Source organism: Hydrogenophaga intermedia (assembly GCF_023715105.1).
GTDB classification, from domain to species: domain Bacteria; phylum Pseudomonadota; class Gammaproteobacteria; order Burkholderiales; family Burkholderiaceae_C; genus Hydrogenophaga; species Hydrogenophaga intermedia_A.
This window is the reverse complement of sequence record NZ_JAMBNO010000035.1, coordinates 1-18,907: the sequence shown is the minus strand read 5'-3', so window position 1 is coordinate 18,907 and position 18,907 is coordinate 1. Positions and strand designations below refer to the sequence as shown.

Below are 18,907 nucleotides of genomic sequence, written 5' to 3'. Positions count from 1 at the left end.
TTTCATGCAATCCCCCCACCCGAATGCCCGCGCCTGCTGGGTGGTCGGCCCGTCTCGGGCCGAGATCCGCCCCGAACCGCTTGCCCCGTTGCGCGAGGGCGAGGTGCGCGTGCGCAGCCTGCACAGCGGCATCAGCCGAGGCACCGAGACGCTGGTCTTCCGCGGCGAGGTGCCGCCGAGCGAAACCGAACGCATGCGCGCACCGTTCCAGGGGGGCGAGTTTCCCGCGCCGGTGAAATACGGTTACGTGAACGTGGGCGTGATCGAGGCCGGGCCGCCGGGGCTGATCGGGCGCACCGTGTTCTGCCTGCACCCGCACCAGACGGTCTATCAGGTGCCTGCGGCCGCCGTGACGCCGCTCCCCGATGGCTTACCGCCGGCGCGCGCGGTGCTGGCAGCCTATCTGGAGACCGCCATCAACGCGATGTGGGACGCGCCGCCGCGTGTGGGCGACCGCGTGAGCGTGGTAGGGGCCGGCCCGCTGGGCCTGTTGGTGGCGTGGCTGGCCGCGCGGGTGCCCGGCTGCCGGGTGCAGGTGGTGGACACGCAGGCCGCACGCGCCGACATCGCGCAGGCGCTGGGTGCCTCGTTCGCCTTGCCGGCGCAGGCCAGCGAGGGTGCCGATCTCGTGGTGCATGCCAGCGGGCAGAGCGCAGGCCTGGCCACGGCACTGCGCCTGGCTGGCTTCGAGGCCACCGTGCTGGAGCTCAGCTGGTACGGCACGCGCCGCGTTGAGGTGCCACTGGGCGAGGGCTTTCATGCGCAGCGGCTCACGCTGCGCAGCTCGCAGGTGGGGCAGGTGGCCGCTGCGCAGCGCGCGCGCTGGAGCCACGGGCAACGTCTGGCCCTGGCGCTGTCGCTGCTTACCGACCCGGCGCTGGATCGCCTCATCACCCACCATGCACCGTTTGAAGACCTGCCGCAGGTGCTGCAGCGCCTGGCCGCTGGCGACACCGAAACCCTGTGCCAGCGCATCGACTACACCACCTGATCATCCCGCCTGATCACCCCACGAAACCCGACCGGAACCGCGCATGTTCTCCCTCACCGTTCGCGACCATTTCATGATTGCCCACAGCTTTCGCGGCGCCGTCTTCGGCCCTGCGCAGGCCCTGCACGGCGCCACTTACGTGGTGGACCTCGAGGTGCGCCGCCCGGCGTTCGACCCCGATGGCCTGGTGGTCGACATCGGCCTGGCCACCCAGGTGCTGCGCGAGGAGCTGGCGCGGCTGAACTACCGCAACCTCGATGAATTGCCCGAGTTCGCCGGCCAGAACACGACCACCGAGTTTCTGGCGCACGCGCTGTTCCAGCGCCTGGCGCAGCGCATCGCCGCCGGCGCGATGGGGCCGCACGCGGTGCCGGGCAGCGCCAGCGGCGGGCTCACGGCGATGCGTGTGTCGCTCAACGAATCGCACGTGGCCTCGGCCGCCTACGAAGCCGCGCTCGGTCGCTGATCCCGCATGGCGGCTGCACCGGCCTGTGTGCTGCTGGTCCCCGGTGACCTGAATACGCCCACGGGCGGCTACGCGTACGACCGGCGCCTGCTCGAAGCGCTGCGCGCATCGGGCTGGGCCGTGTCGGTGTTGCGCATCGACGGGGCATGGCCCTGGCCCGATGCAGCCACGCTTGCCGAGGCACAACACCGCTTCGCGCAGCTGCCCGATGGCTGCTGCGTGGTGGCCGATGGCCTGGCGTTCGGCGTGCTGGGCGACGTGGTGGCCGCGCACGCACGGCGCCTGCGCTGGGTGGCGCTGGTGCACCACCCGCTGCACCTGGAGACAGGGCTCGATACGTCGCAGGCGCAGGCCTTGCGCGTGGCCGAGGCCGCGGCGCTGGCGTTTGCCCAGCGGGTGATCGTCACCAGCCCGGCCACGGTGGCCGACGTGCAGGCGCTGGGCGTGCCGCACGAGCGCATCGCGGTGGTGGTGCCCGGCATCGACCCGGTGCATGCGTCAACCGCAGCCGTTGCGCGCGCGGATGACAACGTGCAATTGCTGTGCGTGGCCACCCTCACACCACGCAAGAACCACGCGCTGCTGCTGCGCGCGCTCGCTGCCATGTCCGACCTGCCCTGGGCCCTGCATTGCGTGGGCAGCCCCACGCACGACGCCGCGCTGGCGCAACGCCTGAAGGACAGCACGGCCAGTGGCCCGCTCGCGGGCCGCGTGCACTGGCACGGCGAGCTGCCTGATGAAGCGCTGCACGTACGCTATGCGCAGGCCGACGTTTTCGTGTTGGCCTCACGCCACGAGGGCTACGGCATGGTGATCAACGAAGCGCTGTTGCACGGCCTGCCCATCGTGGCCAGCCGGGCCGGCGCGCTGGCGCAGACCGTGCCCGCACAAGCCGGCTTGCTGGTACCTCCCGACGATGAGGCCGCCTGGCGCGAGGCGCTGACCGCCGTGATCAGCGACGCCGCGTTGCGCGCGCGGCTGGCCACTGGCGCGCGTGTGGCCGCACGCCAGTTGCCCACGTGGGCAGCGCAGGCGACGCGCTTTGCAAATGCCATTGAACCCTTGTGTGGAGATGCCCGATGAGCCGCCGCGAACGCTTCGACGCCGACTGGCTGGCGCTGCGCGAACCTTTCGACACGGCGGCGCGCGAACTCAGCGCCCGCTTGTTGCCAGCGCTGCAGGCACAGCGTCCGGCCAGTGGCCCCTGGCGCGTGATCGACCTGGGCTGCGGCACCGGTGCCAACCTGCGCTGGCTCGCGCCGCACTTGGGCGGGCCGCAAGAGTGGCTGGTGGTGGACCGCGACGCCGCCTTGCTGCGGCGCTGGGCGGGGCAGGCCGGTTTTCAGCGGCTGCCCGGTGGTGTGTTGCAGCGCGATGAGGCGGACGGCCCGGTAAAGGTGCTTCGGCATCGGGCCGATCTGGCCGCCGATCTGGAGCGATTGCCATGGCAATCCGCGCACCTGGTCACCGCCTCGGCCTTGCTCGATCTGGCAGGCAAGGCCTGGCTCCTGCGGCTGGCCGGGCTGGCCAGGGCATCTCGCACGGCGCTGTTGTTCGCCCTGAACGTGGACGGTCGCCACGCCTGGGAACCACGCGATGCCGATGACGCCTTCGTGGCCCGGTGCTTTGCCGCGCACCAGCTCCGCGACAAGGGCCTGGGGCCAGCGCAAGGCCCGCGAGCGGCACACACGCTCGCGAGCGCCCTGCGCGCGACGGGGTGGCGCGTGCGACTGGCGCGCAGCGACTGGTCGATTCACCCCGGTGTTGCCGGCGCCGAGGCCATGCAGCGCGCCATGGCCGAGGGCATGGCGCGAGCGGCGGCCGAGCAATCCCCGGCAGACGCCGCGCGTGTGCGCGCCTGGTGCGAGCGCCGCTTGCAGCAGGTGGCCCACGGCGCCTTGCGCGTCGGGCACGTCGATCTGCTGGCCTTGCCGCCGCGCTGAGTTCGGCGGCCACCGGCCTTACGCGGCATGCGATCGGCTGCGGCGTTCAGGCGCGATGGTTGGTGGCTGCGAGATCCAGATCCCAGAGCATGTCGTCGCCGAGCACCACCATGCGCGCGGGCGGGCGCGGGCAGTCGGCCATCACGTCGTGTGCCGGCACGCGCAGGCCGCGCCGGCCGTTGCCGACCAGCACCGGCGCCACCGACAGGTGCAGGCGCTGCAGGGCACCAGCGGCAAAGAAGTGCGAGACGGTGACGCCGCCGCCCTCCACGAAGAGCACGCGCAGCCCGCGCGTCGCCAGGGCCTGCAGCACACGCGGCACCTGCCAGGCCGGGCGCGTGTGTCCGTCGGCATCAAGACCACCCTGGCGGGTGTCGTTGAAGGGGTCGGGGCCGCTTTCATCGAGCAGACCTTCCACCGCCAGCACCTCGGCCGCGCAAGGCCCCAGGCGCGCATGCGCCCGGGCCGCGTGCCGTTCATCGCACACCCACAGCGTTGGCGCCTGGCCGTCGTGCAGGGCGCGAGCCCGGCCATCCAGGCGCGCTGCCGGGTCAAGCAGCACACGCACCGGGTGCGGGCCACTCACGCGCCGCGTGGTGAGTTGCGGGTTGTCGATCGCCACCGTGCCGGCGCCCACCAGCACCGCGTCGCACAGCGCGCGCAGGCGGTGCAGGTGCACCAGGCTGTGCGCGCCGTTCACATAGTAGGAGTCCCCCGTGGCGGTGGCCACGAAGCCGTCCAGGCTCTGGCCCATCTGTGCCACCACCCAGGGGCGCGCCTCGCCCGCGGCGCGCGCGTCAAGCAGCGGCTTGTAGAGGTCGAACAGCGCAGCACTTCGCGCGCTCACGGGGCCCTGGACGCACCAGCCGGCAGCGGGGCGGCGCCCAAGGGCAGCGTGGCGGCCCCTGGGCTGGGGCAGCTGGCCCGCGCGCACAGCCAGCATCTGCGCCCAAAGGTCGTGCCAGTCGGCGGGCACGTCGGCCAGCGAGTGCTCGGCGGCTTCGGTGGGGCGCGGGTCGCGCAGGGGCTCGGCGGAGTGGTGCATTGCGGTTCATCATCGCATCGCGACGGGCGATTGCCGTGCAATAACCCGCAAGACCCCGCACATCCCTGCGGCGTATTCGCGTCACCAACGCGGCGTGTAGTAGGGGTCGTCGGCGGCGCCACCCGGCGACGGCTGCGATCCGCTTGAGGGCCAGCCCAGCGCTGCGACCATGGCGAGCAGCGCAAGAAAGGCCGCCAGCAGCGGGAGGAGCGAGACCGCCGTGATGCGCGGGCCGCTCTCGCGCTGTACCCAGGCCCACAACAGGGTCACGCCGGCGCTGGCGGCCACCATGAGCGCAAGCTGGGCCAACAGCAATGAGCCGCTCACCACCGCGAAGACCGCCAGGCCCGCCAGCAGTGCAAGCAGCACCGGCAGGGCCAGCGCCCCTCGCAGTGCGCCAGCGGCAGCGCGGCCAGCAGGTGCCACACGGCTGCCCGCAAACACCTGCGCGGCCACGGCGGCGAACAGGCCAAGCAACACGATCCACGGCAGCTTCTGCGCCTGAGCGGCGGCCGGCCAGGCGAAGCCTGGCCACCACAGCATCGCCAGCACGAGACCCAACGACGGGCCGAAGGCGCCCCACGAGCGGTTTTGGCCGCCCAGCGCCCGGTGCAAGGCCAGCGTGCACAACCCGCCCAGCAATGCCGGCAGTAACAGGCTTTGGAACGCGGGGTGATGAAGGAAGGGCCAGGGCATGGTGGGCACGATGTCGGTGCAGGCAAGCATCATCGCACCGACACTGCGTACATGGCGCATTGGTGGCGCATTCCGGCGGCCGCCTGCTTGCATTACGCTAACCACCCCTACCGGTATTTCAAGCCGCCATCGTGTACCTCCCGCCCCAGTTCGCCAGCCAGGACCCTGCCATCGCCCGCGAGCTCATGCGCGCCCACCCGTTCGCGCAGCTGATCTCCACCGACGACACCGGCTTTCCTTTTGTCACGCCACTGCCGCTGCATCTGGTGGAGGAAGAAGGCGGCCTCACGCTGCTGGGCCACGTCGCGCGGCCCAACCCGCAGGCCACACAATTGCGGGCTCGCCCGCAGGCGCTGGTGGTGTTTCAGGGGCCGCACGCATACCTCACGCCGCGCGTGTATCCCGATCTGGCCCGCGTGCCGACCTGGAACTACCTGATGGTGCAGGCGCGCGTCGAGGTGCGTTTCGTGGAGGCGTTCGACGACAAGGATCGCCTGCTCAAACACCTGATCCACGACCACGACCCGGCGTATGACGCCCAGTGGCGCGCGCTGCCCGAGGACTACCAGCACAAGATGATGCAGGGCATTCACGCCTTCGAGCTGCGGGTGCTGGACCTCCAATGCAAGCTCAAACTCAACCAGCACCGGCCTGAATCGCACGCCGCACTGCTGGCTGCTTACGAGCGCGGCAACCCGAACGAACAGGCCTTGGCGGGCTGGATGCGCCGCCTGGGCCTGAGCGGGCAGCCACGCGCATGAAACGCCGCGCATTGCTGCTGGGCGGCGCGCTGGCCGCGGCGCTGGCGCGGGCGCAGGTACATACCCCGGCGCAGCCGCCAGGCGTCGCGCTGGCGCCGACTCGCTGGCGCGCCGAGATCGAGGCGCTGCTCGATGCCGACCGCCGCAGTGCGCCGCCCCTGGGCGCAGTGCTGTTCGTGGGCAGTTCGACGATTCGCCTCTGGAAGGGCCTGGAGCAGGATTTCGCCGCGCAGGCGCCCGTGGTGCTGCGCCGCGGCCTTGGCGGCTCGCGGCTGTCCGAGTGGCCCGAGTTCGTGCCCTGGCTGGTGACACGCTACGTACCGAAACAGGTGATCGTGTACGCGGGTGAGAACGACATCGCCGAGGGCGCACAGCCCGCCGAGGTACTGGCCGCGTTCGTGCGGTTCGTGCAGGCGGTGCAGGCCGAACGGCCGGGCACGCCGATCGCCTTCGTGTCCATCAAGCCGAGCCCGCTGCGCGCGGCGCAAGCCGCCACGATGCGCGAGGCCAACCTGCTGGTACAGACCTGGGTGCTGGCGCAGGACGGGTTGGACTACATCGACGTGCACACCCCGATGCTGGACAACGACGGCCGCGCGCGACCAGAACTCTTCGTGCGTGACCGCCTGCACCTCAGCCCCGAGGGTTACGCACTGTGGCGGCAGGTGATCTCAGCGCACCTGAAGCCCTGAGCGCCAGCGCCAGGCGCCTGCGTCGCGTGCCTGCGAGATCAGCGCAACGCCGAACAGGCCGGCAAAGGCAGCAGCCAGCAAAGTGACATCGGTGCTCCAGGGGCGCAGCACCTCCACCGAGCCGAAGAAAGCCAGCGTGAAAAGTGCAATGACGATGTGCGCACAGAACACCGGCAGCGACTGGCGGCCCAGCAGTTCCAGCGGCAGGGGCCGGGGGAGGGCGTGCCACAGCGGTGTGCTGGCCAGCAGCAGGGTCACCAGCGCTGCCAGGTTGAGCAGGCGCAATGGGCCCAGCGACCACTTGTCGAACAGCGCGGCCACGGTGGGCACACCGGGCATCGGGTCCTGGCCCACCATGTGGCGCCACACCAGCGTCGTCAGCACCAGGGCCAGCGCAGGTAGCCACAGCCACCAGCGCGGGCTGGGCCAGGGCGCGCGTCGCGCCCCCAGCCACAGGCCCACCACCCACAACAATTGCCAGGCGAACAGGTGGAAGGCGCCCATGTCCTTGTAGGGAACGGGCCAGCCCAGGCTTTGTGCACCACCATGGAGCCATGCGCCCAGCCCCCACTGCTCGGCCAGCCAGAGCAGCACGCTCATGCACAAGAGTCCGCGCCAGCCGTGGCGCTGGCCGTGGGCGATGAGCCACGGCGAGACCAGCATCAGCACGATGTACAGCGGCAGCACATCCAGCAGCGGCGGGTTGTAGAGCAGCGCGAAGGCCGCAGGCACCGCGCTGCTTCGGTCGACAAAGAAGTATTCGAGCAGGCCCGTGACGCCACCCTGGTGCCGCACCACACCCAGCCAGGCGATCAGCGTGAATGCGAGCAGCAGCAGGGCCGCATGGCACAGATAGAGCGTGCCCGCGCGCCGCCACAGGCCCTTGCGCAGGGCTGCAAACCCCTGGCGCTCGGCGCGCGCGCCATACACCCGCCCGGCCAGCACGGCAGAGATCAGCACGAAGCCCTCGGCCGCCGACACGAAGCCGAACGGCTGGCTGAGCGCCGGCGAAAAGCCGGTGGGCATGTGGGTGAGCGTCATCAGCACCAGCATGAGCCCGCGCAGCGCGTCGAGCTCCCACTGGCGGCCGCCGTGGGGAAGGGTGTGCATGGAGGGGTGAAAACCGAGGGTTTTCCAGAACAACCCGGCATCATGCCAGACGCGGCATGCCCCGATCCGGCGCTCACCTACACTCGCCCGCATGCCCTTGCCCGATGACTCCGCGTTCATGCGACTCGCCCTGGACGAGGCGCGCGCCGCAGCCGCAGCGGGCGAGGTGCCGGTGGGCGCGGTGGTGGTGAAGGACGGTGTTGTCATCGGCACCGGCCGCAATGCACCCATTGCCCACGACGACCCCACGGCACACGCCGAGATGACAGCGCTGCGCGCCGCTGCCCAGCGCCTGGGCAATTACCGGCTCGACGGCTGCACCCTCTATGTGACGCTGGAGCCCTGTGCCATGTGCAGCGGCGCGATGCTGCATGCGCGGCTGGCGCGTGTGGTCTATGGCGCGCCGGACCCCAAGACCGGTGCCGCGGGCTCGGTGGTGAACCTGTTCGCCGATGCGCGCCTGAACCACCAGACCGCGGTCGATGGGGGCGTGTTGGCGGACGAGGGCGGCACCTTGCTGCGCACTTTCTTCCATGAGCGACGCATGAACGGCAACCCGCACCCGCTGCGCGACGACGCGCTGCGCACCCCCGACAGCGCCTTCGCGGGTCTGCCCGGCTACCCCTGGGCGCCGCACTACCTGAGCGACCTGCCGGCCCTCGCAGGTTGGCGCCTGCACCACCTGGACGAAGGCCCGCCCGATGCGCCGCGGACCTGGCTCTGCCTGCACGGCAACCCGGCGTGGAGCTATCTCTATCGCCGCATGATTCCGGTGTTCCTGGCGGCGGGTGATCGCGTGGTCGCGCCCGATCTGATCGGCTTCGGCAAGAGCGACAAACCCAAGAAGGACAACCAGCACACGTTCACCTGGCACCGCCAGGTGCTGCTCGAGTTCGTCGAGCGGCTGGACCTGCGCAATGTGGTGCTGGTGGTGCAGGACTGGGGCGGTCTGCTCGGCTTGACATTGCCCATGGCCGCCCCCGGGCGTTACCGCGGCTTGCTCGTGATGAACACCACCCTGGGCACGGGCGACGTGCCGTTGTCGCCCGGCTTCCTGGCCTGGCGCGAGATGTGCGCGAGCAAGCCCGAATTCGATGTCGGGCGCCTGTTCGCCCGAGGCAACCCGCAGATGAGCGAGGCCGAGTGCGCCGCTTACAACGCGCCGTTCCCCGACCGTGGCCACCGCGCCGCGCTGCGCGCCTTCCCGCCCATGGTGCCCGAGCACCCCGACAGCGACGGCGCGGCCGTGAGCCGCCAGGCGCGTGATTTCTGGCGCGAGCGCTGGCAGGGCGAGAGCCTCATGGCCATCGGCCAGCAGGACCCGGTGCTTGGCGAGCCCGTGATGCGCTCGCTGCGCGATCAGATCCGGGGTTGCCCCGAACCACTGCTGCTGCCGCAGGCCGGCCACTTCGTTCAGGAGCACGGCGAGTCGATTGCCCAGGCTGCCGTCAACCACTTTTCCCGCTGACCCGCGTTTTCCATGAGCCATATCTACATCTACTCCCCCTCGAGCGCGGTGCGCGACAAGGCAGCCTTTCGCCGTGGCGTGAAGCGGCTGAAGGCGCTTGGCCACGAGGTCGAGATCGACGAGGCCGCGCTGGCCAGCCACCTGCGCTTTGCGGGCGACGACGACACCCGCGTGGCCGCCATCGGCCGGGCTGCGGCCAGCGGGGCCGACGTGGCGCTGATCTCGCGCGGTGGCTACGGGCTCACGCGCATCCTGCCGGCGCTGCCTTACAAGGCGCTCGCCAAGGCGATCGAGAAGGGGACGCGCTTCGTGGGCCTGAGCGACTTCACCGCGCTGCAACTGGGGCTGCTGGCCAAAACCGGCGCCACCAGCTGGGCCGGCCCTGCGCTGGGGGAAGACTTCGGCCCCGAGGCCGAGCCTGACGAGATCATGCTGGCCTGCTTTGACGATCTCGTCAGTGGGTCGGCCGAGGGCACGGGCTGGACGCTGCCCGCCGCCGACGCCCGTGCGCACGAGGCCAAGCCGAAGCGCCATGTGCACGACGCGCTGCTGTGGGGTGGCAACCTCAACGTGCTGTGCGCGCTGGTGGGCACGCCCTGGCTGCCGGCGGTGAAAGGCGGGGTGCTGTTCCTGGAAGACGTCAACGAGCACCCTTACCGCATCGAGCGCCAGCTCACGCAATTGTTGCGCTCGGGCATCGTGGATGCGCAAAAAGCGGTGCTGCTGGGCTCGTTCAACCGGTTCAAGTTGGTGCCGGGCCACGACCGCGGTTACGGGCTCAAGACCGTGGTCGACTGGTTGCGCTCACAGACAAAAACGCCGGTCTACACCGGCCTGCCGTTCGGTCACGTGCCGACCAAGGTGCTGCTGCCGGTGGGCCGGCGGGTGGAACTGCTGGTGGAGGGGCGCCAGGCGCTCATGGTGTGGGGTCATGAACCCCACGAGCAACCCGATCGCTGAAGGATCAGGCCCGGCGAATGCGCGAAGCGTCGATCAGGGCCTTGGGAATCAGGCCCTGAAACACGGGGGACAGGCCCTGGACCCGGTGCACCGCCAACGCTTCGCCGTGGATCTGGCTCAGCACCGCCACGAGCTCGGCGCGCGCATACCAGAGGCTGTGCGCGTCGTGCATGAACTTCAGGCGTCGCTTGAGTGCCGGATTGCGCTGGGCACCGTCTTCGCCCAGCACCTCGAGCATGGCGCGGCGCACCGGCTCCAGCACGTCTTCCTCGTCGGCGCGCATGTGCGGGCCGATCAGCGCGGAGATGCTGTTTCGAAGACTGGGCTTGAACCAACGCATGGGGTGCAAAGATGGGGGATGCGTCACAAGGGGAAGCGCAGGATACGGTTTGGTGCATGTCGATGCAATGACGCAAGCCCTGATACAAGAAAAAAACAACAGGCAAATCATGCGCTTAGTGCTCATCCTTGAGGCGAAGTCTCACAAAGCTAATACCTTTGCACTCTGTTGGCATGCGTTCATGTGTGCCCTGGGCGACACACGGTGGCCGCGTGTCGTTGCAGCGTGGGGGCTCAGCGGCCGATAAAACAGGCGTGCAAGAGCTGCATGCTGTAATCGATCGGCAACCGCTTTCACCATGCCCGACCTCACGATCGCTTTCGTAGACCTGACCGGCAGCACCTCGGTGTTCGAGACCCTGGGGAACGACCGCGCCACCAAGGCGGTGACCAAGCTCACCCAGTGGATCGGCGCGCGCGGGCAGGCCCACGGCGGCACCGTCGTCAAGATGCTGGGTGACGGCGTGCTGATGGCGTTCGGCAACAACCGTGCCTGCGTGGAGGCCATGGTCCAGATCCAGCAGGAGCACGCCAAGCGCGTGCAGCAATGGCCGCCACACCTGAAACTGCTCATGCAGGTGGGCCTGGCGCGAGGCCCGGTGGTCTGGGTCGATGGCGACTGCTTTGGCGATGCGGTGAACCTGGCGTCGCGCCTCAGCGATCTGGCGGGCCCCGAGCAGATCTTTGCCACCGACACGGTGGTCCAGGCGCTTGAACCCAAGGCGGGCGTGCGCAGCCGCAGCCTGGGGCCCATGCGCATCAAGGGCAAGGCGGACCCGTGCGAGGTGTTCCGTATCGAATGGCAACTGGACATGCAGTCCGAGTTCCTCACCATGCCGGCGGATCTGCACGCGATCACGCCCAAGGAGGATGCCGATTTCGCCGGCATCGAACTCGCCTGGCTTGACGCGACGCGCACCTTCGCCACCGACGACCTGCCGGTGCGCATCGGGCGCGTACCGGAAGCGGGGTTTGTGGTGACGGACCCGCGCGTCTCACGCATGCACGCCACCATCGAACTGCGCGCCGGCAACTACGTGCTCGAAGACGTGAGCAGCTACGGTACCTGGGTGCGCTTTGCCGGTAGCGACGCCGTGGTGGCCTTGCGCCGCCAGGAAGTGATGCTCACCGGCGACGGCGAAATCGCCCTGGGCGCGCCATTCTCCGACTTCAGTGCGCCCATGGTGAGCTTCAAGCTCGTCAACGGCAGCATGGTGCTGGGCCGCAAGCCGGCCGCGGCCTGAGCGGCACGCTGCACGCTGCACGCTGCTTTCGCGACAGCGTTCCTCACGCGCCTGCCTTCAAGCAACGTATCCTCGCGGGCTGCTGCAAGCCCGGGAGAGACACGCATGCGCTGGATTCGACGATTGCTGGCCGCCATCGGCCTGCTGCTGGTACTGGCCGCTGCCCTGGCGTTCTGGTACGCGCGCCAGACGCTGCCCGTGATGGACGGCCGGCTGCAACTGAGCGGCCTGTCCGCGCCGGTGCAGGTGCGGCGCGACGCGAGCGACGTGACGCACATCCAGGCTGCGCGCGCCAGCGACGCCTGGATGGCGCTGGGTTACGTGCACGCCCAGGAGCGCGGCTGGCAACTGGCCTTCAACCGTGCGGTGATGCGCGGCGCGCTGTCCGAGTTTCTCGGGCCGGCCACGCTGGAGACCGACAAACTCATGCGCACATTGGGCATCCGCCTGGCCGCGCAGCGCCAGTTGGCCGTGTTGCCGGCCGGTGCCCGCGCTGCGATGGAGGCCTACGCCGCTGGGATCAACGCCTTCTTTGCCACCAGCGAACAAGCGCGCACCCCCGAATTCCTGCTGCTTGGCGTAAACCCGCGCGAAGAGGCTGCCCAGGGCACGTGGTGGGACGCCGCCGACTCGGTGGGCTGGTCGATCATGATGGCGCTGGACCTGGGCGGCAACTGGGGCAACGAGTTCGCGCGGCTGTCTGCCCTGCAGGTGCTCGACACCGACGCGCTGTGGGAGCTGTTCCCTCCGTACCCCGGCGAGCAAAGGGCGGCCACGGCCGATCTGGCGCGCCTGTACCGCGACCTGGGTGTGTACCGCAACGGCGCACAGAAGACGTCGCAGGCCCCGGGCTTGCGCCCGCTTGATCCCGCGGACGACCTGCGCACCCGCATCGCGCAAGACCTGCGCACCTGGACCGACACCTTCGGCCACGCCGAGGGCAAGGGTTCGAACAACTGGGTGGTGGCTGGCTCGCGCACCGCCAGCGGCAAGCCGCTGCTGGCCAACGATCCGCACCTGGGCCTGAGCGCCCCGGCGATCTGGTACTTCGCTCGCCTGCAGGCACCCGACGCGCCGGGCCAGGAGGGCATGGACGTGATCGGCGCCACCCTGCCGGGCACACCTTTCGTGGTGCTGGGGCGTACCGCCAACGCGGCCTGGGGTTTCACCAACACCGGGCCGGATGTGCAGGACCTCTTTCTGGAACAGATCAACCCGGCCAACGCGAGCGAGTACCGCGTACCATCGGCAGACGGACAACCCGCGTGGCAGCCCTTTGCCGTGCGTGTCGAGACGATCAAGGTCAAGGGGCAACCGGACGTCACCCACCTGGTGCGCCACACGCGCCACGGGCCCGTGCTTAGCGACGCACAGGCCTCGCACGGCCAGGTCATCGACACCAGCCGCTTCGTGCTCTCACTGCGCTGGAGCGCGCTGGAGGCTGACGACGGCAACGTCGCGGCCACCATCGCCGCCAACCGCGCGCAGTCGGTGGATGAACTCATTACCGCGTTTGCCGACTTCCACGCGCCCATGCAGAACGTGGTGATGGCGGACCGCAGCGGGCGCATCGCCTACAAGGCGGCCGGGCGCGTGCCGGTGCGCGCTGCGGACAACGACATCCGGGGTGTGGCGCCGTCGCCGGGCTGGGAGGCGCGCTACGACTGGACCGGTTGGCTGCCCTACGAGCAAACGCCGCAGGACGACGGTGCGCGCGGCTGGATCGCCACCGCCAACCAGCGCATCCACGCGGCCGACTACCCGCACTTCCTCACGCAGGACTGGGCACCGCCGTACCGCCAGCAGCGCATCGAACAACTGCTGGAGCAGACGCCGAAACACGACATGGCCAGCATGCGCGCCATGCAGGGCGACCTGCACGGCGCGGCCATGCTGCGCCTGCTCCCGCACCTGCAGAAAGCGCGCAGCGATCATCCGTTGGCCGCCGCGGCGCTGCAGACGCTGCAGGGCTTCGACGGGCAGTTGCGTGCTGACAGCGCGGCCCCGCTGGTCTACAGCGCCTGGATCGATGAATTCACGCGTGGCGTGATCGGTGGGCGCCTTGGCCAGGCGCGCTTCGAGGGCATGTACGGCAAGCGTTTGTTCCGCAACGCGGTCGAGAACATCCTCGAGACGGACAACAAGGCCTGGTGTGGCGACGCGGGCTGCGCGCCCGCCAGCGGGGCCGCGCTCACGCGCGCGCTGGAGCGGCTGCAAGCCGTGCACGGGCAGGAGGTGTCGGCCTGGCGCTGGGGCGACGCCCACCCGGCGATCTCGGTGCACCGCCCGATGTCCAACGTGAAGCCGCTGGCGAAGTTCTTCGAGGTGCGCGTGCCCACCGGCGGTGACCCGTTCACCCTGAACGTGGGCCAGTACCACCTGGACAAGGCCGACGCCCCGTACGCCAACCGCCACGCGGCCAGCCTGCGCGCGCTCTACGACCTGGCCAACCTTGACCGCTCGGTCTACATCTACCAGACGGGGCAGAGCGGCAACGTGTTCTCCAGCCGCTACCGCGACATGAGCCCCGAATGGGCCGCCAATCAGGGCCGCTTGCTCAGCCTGAACCCGGGCGCGTGGACCCACACGCTCGAACTTCAGCCGTGACCGGGCCATGGCACCGAGGAACCGGCTCTGCCGGGCCTCAGGTGCCGCCCCCAGCAGGGGGATCGCGCGAAGCGCGGCGGGGGGTTACTTGAGATTCCCCTTGAGGAACTGCGCGAGGCGCTCGCTCTTCGGGCGGGCGAGCACCTCGGCGGGCACGCCTTGCTCCTCGATGCAGCCCTTGTGCAGGAAGATCAGGTGCGAGGACACCTCGCGGGCAAAGCCCATCTCGTGCGTCACCACCACCATGGTGCGGCCTTCCTCGGCCAGCAGCTTCATCACGCGCAGCACCTCGCCCACGAGTTCGGGGTCGAGCGCCGAGGTGGGCTCATCGAACAGCATCACGGCCGGCTCCACCGCGAGCGCGCGCGCAATCGCCACGCGCTGCTGCTGGCCGCCGCTCATGTGCGCGGGGTAGCGGTCTTCCACACCTTGCAGGCCCACGCGCTCGAGGTACTTGCGTGCCGTCTGAACGGCCTGATCGCGCGGCACACCCAGCACGTGCACCGGTGCTTCGATGATGTTTTGCAGCACCGTCATGTGGGCCCACAGATTGAAGTGCTGGAACACCATGGCCAGGCGTGTGCGCAGCCGCTGCAGCTGAGCCGCGTCCACTGCCTGAAGCTCGCCGTGCTTGTCGGCCTTGAGCCGCAATTCCTCGCCGCCGAGCACGATGCGCCCGGCATTGGGCTTCTCGAGCAGGTTGATGCAGCGCAAAAGCGTGCTCTTGCCCGAGCCCGAGCTGCCGATCAGGCTGATCACATCGCCCGCGCGCGCCTCCAGCGAGACGCCTTTGAGCACTTCGTTCTGCCCGAAGCGTTTGTGAATGTCGTGCACCGACAGCAATGCCGTGGCGTTCGATGCAGCGGAGGGCGAAGGCGTGGCGTTCATGGAATGGGGCTTCAGGCACCAAGCAACGGGCCGGTGCGAAAGGGTTTGGCGCCGGCGATCTTGCCGATCTCGCCACCAGCGACGCAGTAACGTTCACCCACGCTGGCATAGAGGACACCGGCCACACCGGCACACACGCGGTGCACGCGCGAGGCGCCAGGTGCGGTGGGGTCGATCACCTCGGCCACAAGATCGCCGACGGCCAGCGTGTCGCCCGGGCGGGCACGAAAGACCACCACACCCGGCACGGGGCTGTGCAGTGTTTCGGAGCCTGCCAGCGGCGTCGGCTGGCAACTCGGCGCGGGAATGGTCGGCGCGGCACCATCAAGCACCCGCAGGTGGGCGAGGTAGGCGAGGATGGCCGCGGCATCGCGCGCGGCGTGTTCGTGTGCCACGTCGGCCTCGCCGCGGAACTCCAGCGTGGTGCTGGCACAAGCCTGGGGCAGGGGATGGGCAACGCCCGCGGCCTTCAGCCGCTCGGCCAGTTGCCACCAGAGGCCCGAGAGGCATTCGTCGAACGGGCCACCGCCGGAATCGCGTGCCAGCAGCACGGCCTTGCAGCCCAGCAGCCAGGCCAGCGGCGCCAGCGGCGGCCAGCAGGCTTCTTCGGCGTACAAGTGCAGCGTGGCCTCCCAGTCGCAGTGCATGTCGAGCACCACGTCCGCATCGTGTGCCAGCAGCAGCAATTGCCGGCGCAGGCTTTCCAGTTCGGTGCGGGGTGACCAGGCCTGCAGCCACGCGGTGACCGTGTTGCGCACCAGCGCCACGTTGGCCGCACCGTCGGGCCCCAGCCGCTCGCGGATCTGCTCGAACACCGCTTGGGCCAGATCGGGGTAGTGGCGGTTGAAGTTCTCGGACGTGCCGAACTCGAAGCGGCCCATGGCCTTGTGATCGAGCCGTTGCGCCAGACCGATGGGGTTGGCCGCCGGCACCAGGACCACATGCCCCCGCAGGCGACCCTCGCGTTCGGCTTGCTCCAGCGCAGGCCGCAGATGATGGGCCACCAGCATGCCGGGCAACTCCTCGGCGTGCAGGCTGGCCTGCAGATAGACCTTCGGCCGTGCCGAAGGGTCCCCGTAGTGGAACGACACCAGCGTCTTCTGGTGACCCAGACTGGGACTCAGCAAGGGATGCTCTGTGCGGACCATGAGACGGCCTTCAGTGCGTGCGCGGCGCCAGGTGCGCCAGCAGACGGCGCTCGCCCAGCTTGAACAGGCCCACCAGGCTGAACGTGATGGTGAGGTAGATGCCTGCCGCGAAGATGTAGGCCTCGAACGGCAGGTAGAAATCGGAGTAGATGCGGCTGGCCGCCGCCGTGATGTCGAGCATTGCGGGCACAGCGCTGGCCAGGCTGGTGCTGTGCAGCATCATGACCACCTCGTTGCTGTAGGCGGGCAGGGTGCGGCGAATCGCGCTGGGCAGCACGATGCGCCGCAAGGCGAGCCATCGGCCCATCCCCATGGCCTGGGCGGCTTCGATCTCGCCGGCGGACGTCTCGCGGATCGATCCCGCCAGCATCTCGGCCGTGTAGGCCGCGGTGTTCAGTGAGAAAGCCAGCAGGATGCAGAAGAACGCGTCCTTGAACCAGGTCCAGGGCCAGACCTCGTCCCAGCGCGACTGGATCCATTCGAGCTGGGCCAGGCCGTAGTAGATGAGATAGACCTGGATCAGCAAGGGCGTGCCGCGGATCACGTAGGTATACGCGCCCACCAGCCAACGCACCGGGCGCGGGCCCTGTGTGAGCGCGATGGCAAACACCAGGGCCAGCAAGGCGCCGATCGCCAGCGAGGACAGCAGCAGGCCCAGCGTGGTGAGCGCGCCCTGGGCGTACATCGCCAGGTGTTGCGGTTGAAAGATGATGTCCCAGCGCATGCGCGTCGCGCCTCAGACCGTGCTGCGTTTGACGCCCAGGCTGAAGCGCCGGTCGACCCAGCGCAGCGCCCACAGCGACACCGAGGTGTAGACGAGGAACAGCGCGGCCGCAAAGAGGAAGAAGGTGAACGGCTCGCGCGTGGCCGAACTGGCCTGCTTGGCCAGATAGGTCATCTCGTGCAGGCCGATCAGGCTCACCAGCGCCGTGGTCTTGATCAGCACCAGCCAGTTGTTGGTGAAGCCCGGGATTGCGTAGCGCACCATCTGCGGCAACGTGATGCGCAGGAACGTGCGCAAGCGACCCATGCCGAAGGCCCAGGCCGCCTCCATCTGCCCGCGGGGAATCGCCAGGATGGCGCCTCGGAAGGTCTCCGTCATGTAGGCGCCGTAGATGAAGCCGATCGTGAGCACACCGGCGAGAAACGGGTTGATGTCCACACTGCGGCGGCTGCCGAACGCTTCGAGCAAGTGGTTCAGGCCGATGGTGCCGCCGTAGAAGATGAGCAGCATCAGCACCAGTTCGGGCACGCCGCGCACCACGGTGGTGTAGACGGTGGCCAGCATCACAAGCGGCGGGCGGCCCGAAAGCTTGGCCGCCGCGCCCGCGAGCCCGAGCACGATGGCCACCACGAGGGAGGCCAGCGAGACGCCCACCGTGAGGAGGGCGCCTTGCAGGATCAGCAGGTAGTAGCCAGACAAACCGCGCTCGGCTTACTTGCCGTAGACGTCGAAGTCGAAGTACTTCTTGCTGACGGTTTCGTAAACGCCGTTGCTGCGGATCGCCTTGATGGCGGCGTTGAGCGAATCCTTGAGCTCGGTCTCGCCTTTGCGCAGCGCCACGCCGACGCCGTTGCCGAAGTACTTCGGCTCGTCAAGCGCGGGGCCCACCAGGATGTAGTCCTTGCCTTCGGGTTTGCTCAGGAAGCCCCCGGTGACTTCCACCTGGTCGGCCACGGTGCCGTCCAGACGGCCGGACTTGATGTCGAGATAGACCTGATCTTGCGCCTCGTAGGGCACGACATTCACGCCCGCGGGCTTGAGTTCACCCATGGCGTACTTCTCTTGCGTGCTGCCCTTGAGCACGCCGATCTTTTTGCCCTTGAGGGACGCCGGATCGGTGAACGCGGTGCCGTTCTTGACGACGATGCGGCTCGGCGTGTTGTAGTACTTGTCCGTGAAGTCGACGACCTGCAGGCGCTCCTCGGTGATCGACATCGAGCTGATGATCACGTCGTACTTCTTGGCTTGCAGGCCGGGAATCATGCTGTCCCAGACCTGTTCGACGTAGACGCACTTGCGCTTGATCTCGTTGCACAGGGCTTCGGCGATGTCGACGTCGAAACCAGTTGGCTTGCCGTCCGGGGTCTTGAAGGTGAACGGCTCGTAGGCCGGGTCGATGGCGACCTTGAGTTCGGGCAGCTCGGGCGCCGGGGCCGGCGCGGGCGCTGCGGTCGGCGCCGGTGCGGGCGCCGCCGGAGCGGCTTCTTCCTTCTTGCCGCAGGCTGCCAGGGTGGCGACGGCGATCAGGGTGGCGGTCAGGATGACGTGCTTCATGACGATGGTCCGTAAGTGGTGCGGTTTGCACCGGTGTGTGAGAGCAGGCGATTGTAGGTCTGGGGCAGATGCCATCCTGTGGCCACAGGCTGGTGTTTCCACCGAGCATGCGCGGGCAGAAGTGGCACCGTTGCCCATGCACGTCTAGATGTTGAGTTGCAATAGGTTATTCCCACCGAGGCGGGAAGCCGGAGGGCGATGACCGAGGGCCGAATGAGGCCTGCGGGTGTTGTAGTAGCTCAAGAAGGATGGAAGCCAGGCGGTGCGCTCT

20 protein-coding genes are annotated in these 18,907 nt (G+C 69.0%); 10 read left to right on the top strand and 10 right to left on the bottom strand.

Annotated features, from left to right (window positions below):
* Positions 1-4: 4 nt before the first annotated feature.
* Genes M3149_RS21160 through M3149_RS21145 form a run of 4 tightly spaced genes read left to right on the top strand, consistent with a single transcriptional unit; the run spans position 5 to position 3,400 of the window.
* Positions 5-991 carry a zinc-dependent alcohol dehydrogenase gene (locus M3149_RS21160; RefSeq protein WP_251711360.1) on the top strand — a complete coding sequence of 329 codons (987 nt, stop codon included), beginning with the start codon at positions 5-7 and terminating at the stop codon, positions 989-991.
* Between the two features lie 43 nt (positions 992-1,034).
* On the top strand, positions 1,035-1,457 hold the full coding sequence (locus tag M3149_RS21155) for a 6-pyruvoyl trahydropterin synthase family protein (RefSeq protein WP_251711359.1): 423 nt from the start codon (positions 1,035-1,037) through the stop codon (positions 1,455-1,457).
* Between the two features lie 6 nt (positions 1,458-1,463).
* Positions 1,464-2,540 (top strand): glycosyltransferase family 4 protein, encoded by a 1,077-nt coding sequence (locus M3149_RS21150; RefSeq protein ID WP_251711358.1) that lies wholly within the window; start codon positions 1,464-1,466, stop codon positions 2,538-2,540.
* A complete protein-coding gene (locus M3149_RS21145) occupies positions 2,537-3,400 on the top strand; it encodes a class I SAM-dependent methyltransferase (RefSeq protein ID WP_251711357.1) in 864 nt (287 codons plus the stop codon). The genes M3149_RS21150 and M3149_RS21145 overlap by 4 nt, the downstream gene beginning before the upstream one ends.
* A gap of 46 nt (positions 3,401-3,446) precedes the next feature.
* On the opposite strand, the gene M3149_RS21140 is transcribed toward M3149_RS21145, so the two are convergent.
* Complete coding sequence (locus M3149_RS21140) at positions 3,447-4,445, bottom strand: RibD family protein (protein ID WP_251711356.1); 999 nt, start codon at positions 4,443-4,445, stop codon at positions 3,447-3,449.
* Between the two features lie 81 nt (positions 4,446-4,526).
* On the bottom strand, positions 4,527-5,171 hold the full coding sequence (locus M3149_RS21135; protein WP_251711355.1) for a hypothetical protein: 645 nt from the start codon (positions 5,169-5,171) through the stop codon (positions 4,527-4,529).
* A gap of 101 nt (positions 5,172-5,272) precedes the next feature.
* On the opposite strand from M3149_RS21135, the gene M3149_RS21130 reads away from it, so the two are divergent.
* Positions 5,273-5,902 (top strand): FMN-binding negative transcriptional regulator, encoded by a 630-nt coding sequence (locus tag M3149_RS21130; protein WP_251711354.1) that lies wholly within the window; start codon positions 5,273-5,275, stop codon positions 5,900-5,902.
* Positions 5,899-6,594 carry a GDSL-type esterase/lipase family protein gene (locus M3149_RS21125; protein WP_251711353.1) on the top strand — a complete coding sequence of 232 codons (696 nt, stop codon included), beginning with the start codon at positions 5,899-5,901 and terminating at the stop codon, positions 6,592-6,594. Before M3149_RS21130 ends, M3149_RS21125 begins: the two co-directional genes overlap by 4 nt.
* Here M3149_RS21125 and opgC read toward each other — a convergent pair.
* A complete protein-coding gene (gene opgC / locus M3149_RS21120; protein ID WP_251711352.1) occupies positions 6,574-7,704 on the bottom strand; it encodes an OpgC domain-containing protein in 1,131 nt (376 codons plus the stop codon). The genes M3149_RS21125 and opgC overlap by 21 nt on opposite strands.
* 91 nt (positions 7,705-7,795) lie before the next feature.
* Between opgC and tadA the strand changes: the two genes are divergently transcribed.
* Together tadA and M3149_RS21110 are read left to right on the top strand one after the other, a co-directional pair.
* The gene (tadA, locus tag M3149_RS21115) at positions 7,796-9,172 is read left to right on the top strand and encodes a tRNA adenosine(34) deaminase TadA (protein ID WP_251711351.1); all 1,377 of its coding nucleotides are present in this window, start codon (positions 7,796-7,798) and stop codon (positions 9,170-9,172) included.
* A 12-nt stretch (positions 9,173-9,184) separates the two neighbouring features.
* Positions 9,185-10,132: an LD-carboxypeptidase gene (locus tag M3149_RS21110; RefSeq protein WP_251711350.1), complete on the top strand. Its 948-nt coding sequence runs from the start codon at positions 9,185-9,187 to the stop codon at positions 10,130-10,132.
* Positions 10,133-10,136: 4 nt separating this feature from the next.
* Here M3149_RS21110 and M3149_RS21105 read toward each other — a convergent pair whose 3' ends face one another.
* Positions 10,137-10,472 (bottom strand): hypothetical protein, encoded by a 336-nt coding sequence (locus tag M3149_RS21105; RefSeq protein WP_251711349.1) that lies wholly within the window; start codon positions 10,470-10,472, stop codon positions 10,137-10,139.
* A 298-nt stretch (positions 10,473-10,770) separates the two neighbouring features.
* On the opposite strand from M3149_RS21105, the gene M3149_RS21100 reads away from it, so the two are divergent.
* Positions 10,771-11,715, top strand: a complete 945-nt coding sequence (locus M3149_RS21100) for an adenylate/guanylate cyclase domain-containing protein (protein WP_251711348.1) — start codon at positions 10,771-10,773, stop codon at positions 11,713-11,715.
* A gap of 105 nt (positions 11,716-11,820) precedes the next feature.
* Positions 11,821-14,322 carry a penicillin acylase family protein gene (locus M3149_RS21095; protein ID WP_251711347.1) on the top strand — a complete coding sequence of 834 codons (2,502 nt, stop codon included), beginning with the start codon at positions 11,821-11,823 and terminating at the stop codon, positions 14,320-14,322.
* 84 nt (positions 14,323-14,406) lie between these two features.
* Here M3149_RS21095 and M3149_RS21090 read toward each other — a convergent pair whose 3' ends face one another.
* The 6 genes from M3149_RS21090 to M3149_RS21065 all read right to left on the bottom strand — a co-directional run.
* The gene (locus M3149_RS21090; protein WP_251711346.1) at positions 14,407-15,210 is read right to left on the bottom strand and encodes an ABC transporter ATP-binding protein; all 804 of its coding nucleotides are present in this window, start codon (positions 15,208-15,210) and stop codon (positions 14,407-14,409) included.
* Positions 15,211-15,221: 11 nt separating this feature from the next.
* Positions 15,222-16,337 carry a succinylglutamate desuccinylase/aspartoacylase family protein gene (locus M3149_RS21085; RefSeq protein WP_251711345.1) on the bottom strand — a complete coding sequence of 372 codons (1,116 nt, stop codon included), beginning with the start codon at positions 16,335-16,337 and terminating at the stop codon, positions 15,222-15,224.
* A 31-nt stretch (positions 16,338-16,368) separates the two neighbouring features.
* Positions 16,369-17,082, bottom strand: coding sequence for an ABC transporter permease (locus tag M3149_RS21080; protein WP_251711344.1), 714 nt, complete (start codon positions 17,080-17,082; stop codon positions 16,369-16,371).
* 12 nt (positions 17,083-17,094) lie between these two features.
* Positions 17,095-17,781: an ABC transporter permease gene (locus M3149_RS21075; protein WP_251711343.1), complete on the bottom strand. Its 687-nt coding sequence runs from the start codon at positions 17,779-17,781 to the stop codon at positions 17,095-17,097.
* 12 nt (positions 17,782-17,793) lie between these two features.
* On the bottom strand, positions 17,794-18,636 hold the full coding sequence (locus M3149_RS21070) for an ABC transporter substrate-binding protein (RefSeq protein ID WP_251711342.1): 843 nt from the start codon (positions 18,634-18,636) through the stop codon (positions 17,794-17,796).
* Positions 18,637-18,780: 144 nt separating this feature from the next.
* Positions 18,781-18,907 (bottom strand): integrase core domain-containing protein (locus M3149_RS21065; RefSeq protein WP_251711372.1); only part of this gene is annotated, 127 nt, incomplete at its 5' end.

What these genes read in the sequence shown, in the direction of transcription:
- M3149_RS21160 (WP_251711360.1), top strand. Translation starts at nt 5, where the DNA reads ATGCAATCCCCCCACCCGAATGCCCGCGCCTGCTGGGTGGTCGGCCCG.
- M3149_RS21155 (WP_251711359.1), top strand. Translation starts at nt 1,035, where the DNA reads ATGTTCTCCCTCACCGTTCGCGACCATTTCATGATTGCCCACAGCTTT.
- M3149_RS21150 (WP_251711358.1), top strand. Translation starts at nt 1,464, where the DNA reads ATGGCGGCTGCACCGGCCTGTGTGCTGCTGGTCCCCGGTGACCTGAAT.
- M3149_RS21145 (WP_251711357.1), top strand. Translation starts at nt 2,537, where the DNA reads ATGAGCCGCCGCGAACGCTTCGACGCCGACTGGCTGGCGCTGCGCGAA.
- M3149_RS21140 (WP_251711356.1), bottom strand. Translation starts at nt 4,445, where the DNA reads ATGCACCACTCCGCCGAGCCCCTGCGCGACCCGCGCCCCACCGAAGCC.
- M3149_RS21135 (WP_251711355.1), bottom strand. Translation starts at nt 5,171, where the DNA reads ATGCTTGCCTGCACCGACATCGTGCCCACCATGCCCTGGCCCTTCCTT.
- M3149_RS21125 (WP_251711353.1), top strand. Translation starts at nt 5,899, where the DNA reads ATGAAACGCCGCGCATTGCTGCTGGGCGGCGCGCTGGCCGCGGCGCTG.
- opgC (WP_251711352.1), bottom strand. Translation starts at nt 7,704, where the DNA reads ATGCACACCCTTCCCCACGGCGGCCGCCAGTGGGAGCTCGACGCGCTG.
- tadA (WP_251711351.1), top strand. Translation starts at nt 7,796, where the DNA reads ATGCCCTTGCCCGATGACTCCGCGTTCATGCGACTCGCCCTGGACGAG.
- M3149_RS21110 (WP_251711350.1), top strand. Translation starts at nt 9,185, where the DNA reads ATGAGCCATATCTACATCTACTCCCCCTCGAGCGCGGTGCGCGACAAG.
- M3149_RS21105 (WP_251711349.1), bottom strand. Translation starts at nt 10,472, where the DNA reads ATGCGTTGGTTCAAGCCCAGTCTTCGAAACAGCATCTCCGCGCTGATC.
- M3149_RS21100 (WP_251711348.1), top strand. Translation starts at nt 10,771, where the DNA reads ATGCCCGACCTCACGATCGCTTTCGTAGACCTGACCGGCAGCACCTCG.
- M3149_RS21095 (WP_251711347.1), top strand. Translation starts at nt 11,821, where the DNA reads ATGCGCTGGATTCGACGATTGCTGGCCGCCATCGGCCTGCTGCTGGTA.
- M3149_RS21090 (WP_251711346.1), bottom strand. Translation starts at nt 15,210, where the DNA reads ATGAACGCCACGCCTTCGCCCTCCGCTGCATCGAACGCCACGGCATTG.
- M3149_RS21080 (WP_251711344.1), bottom strand. Translation starts at nt 17,082, where the DNA reads ATGCGCTGGGACATCATCTTTCAACCGCAACACCTGGCGATGTACGCC.
- M3149_RS21070 (WP_251711342.1), bottom strand. Translation starts at nt 18,636, where the DNA reads ATGAAGCACGTCATCCTGACCGCCACCCTGATCGCCGTCGCCACCCTG.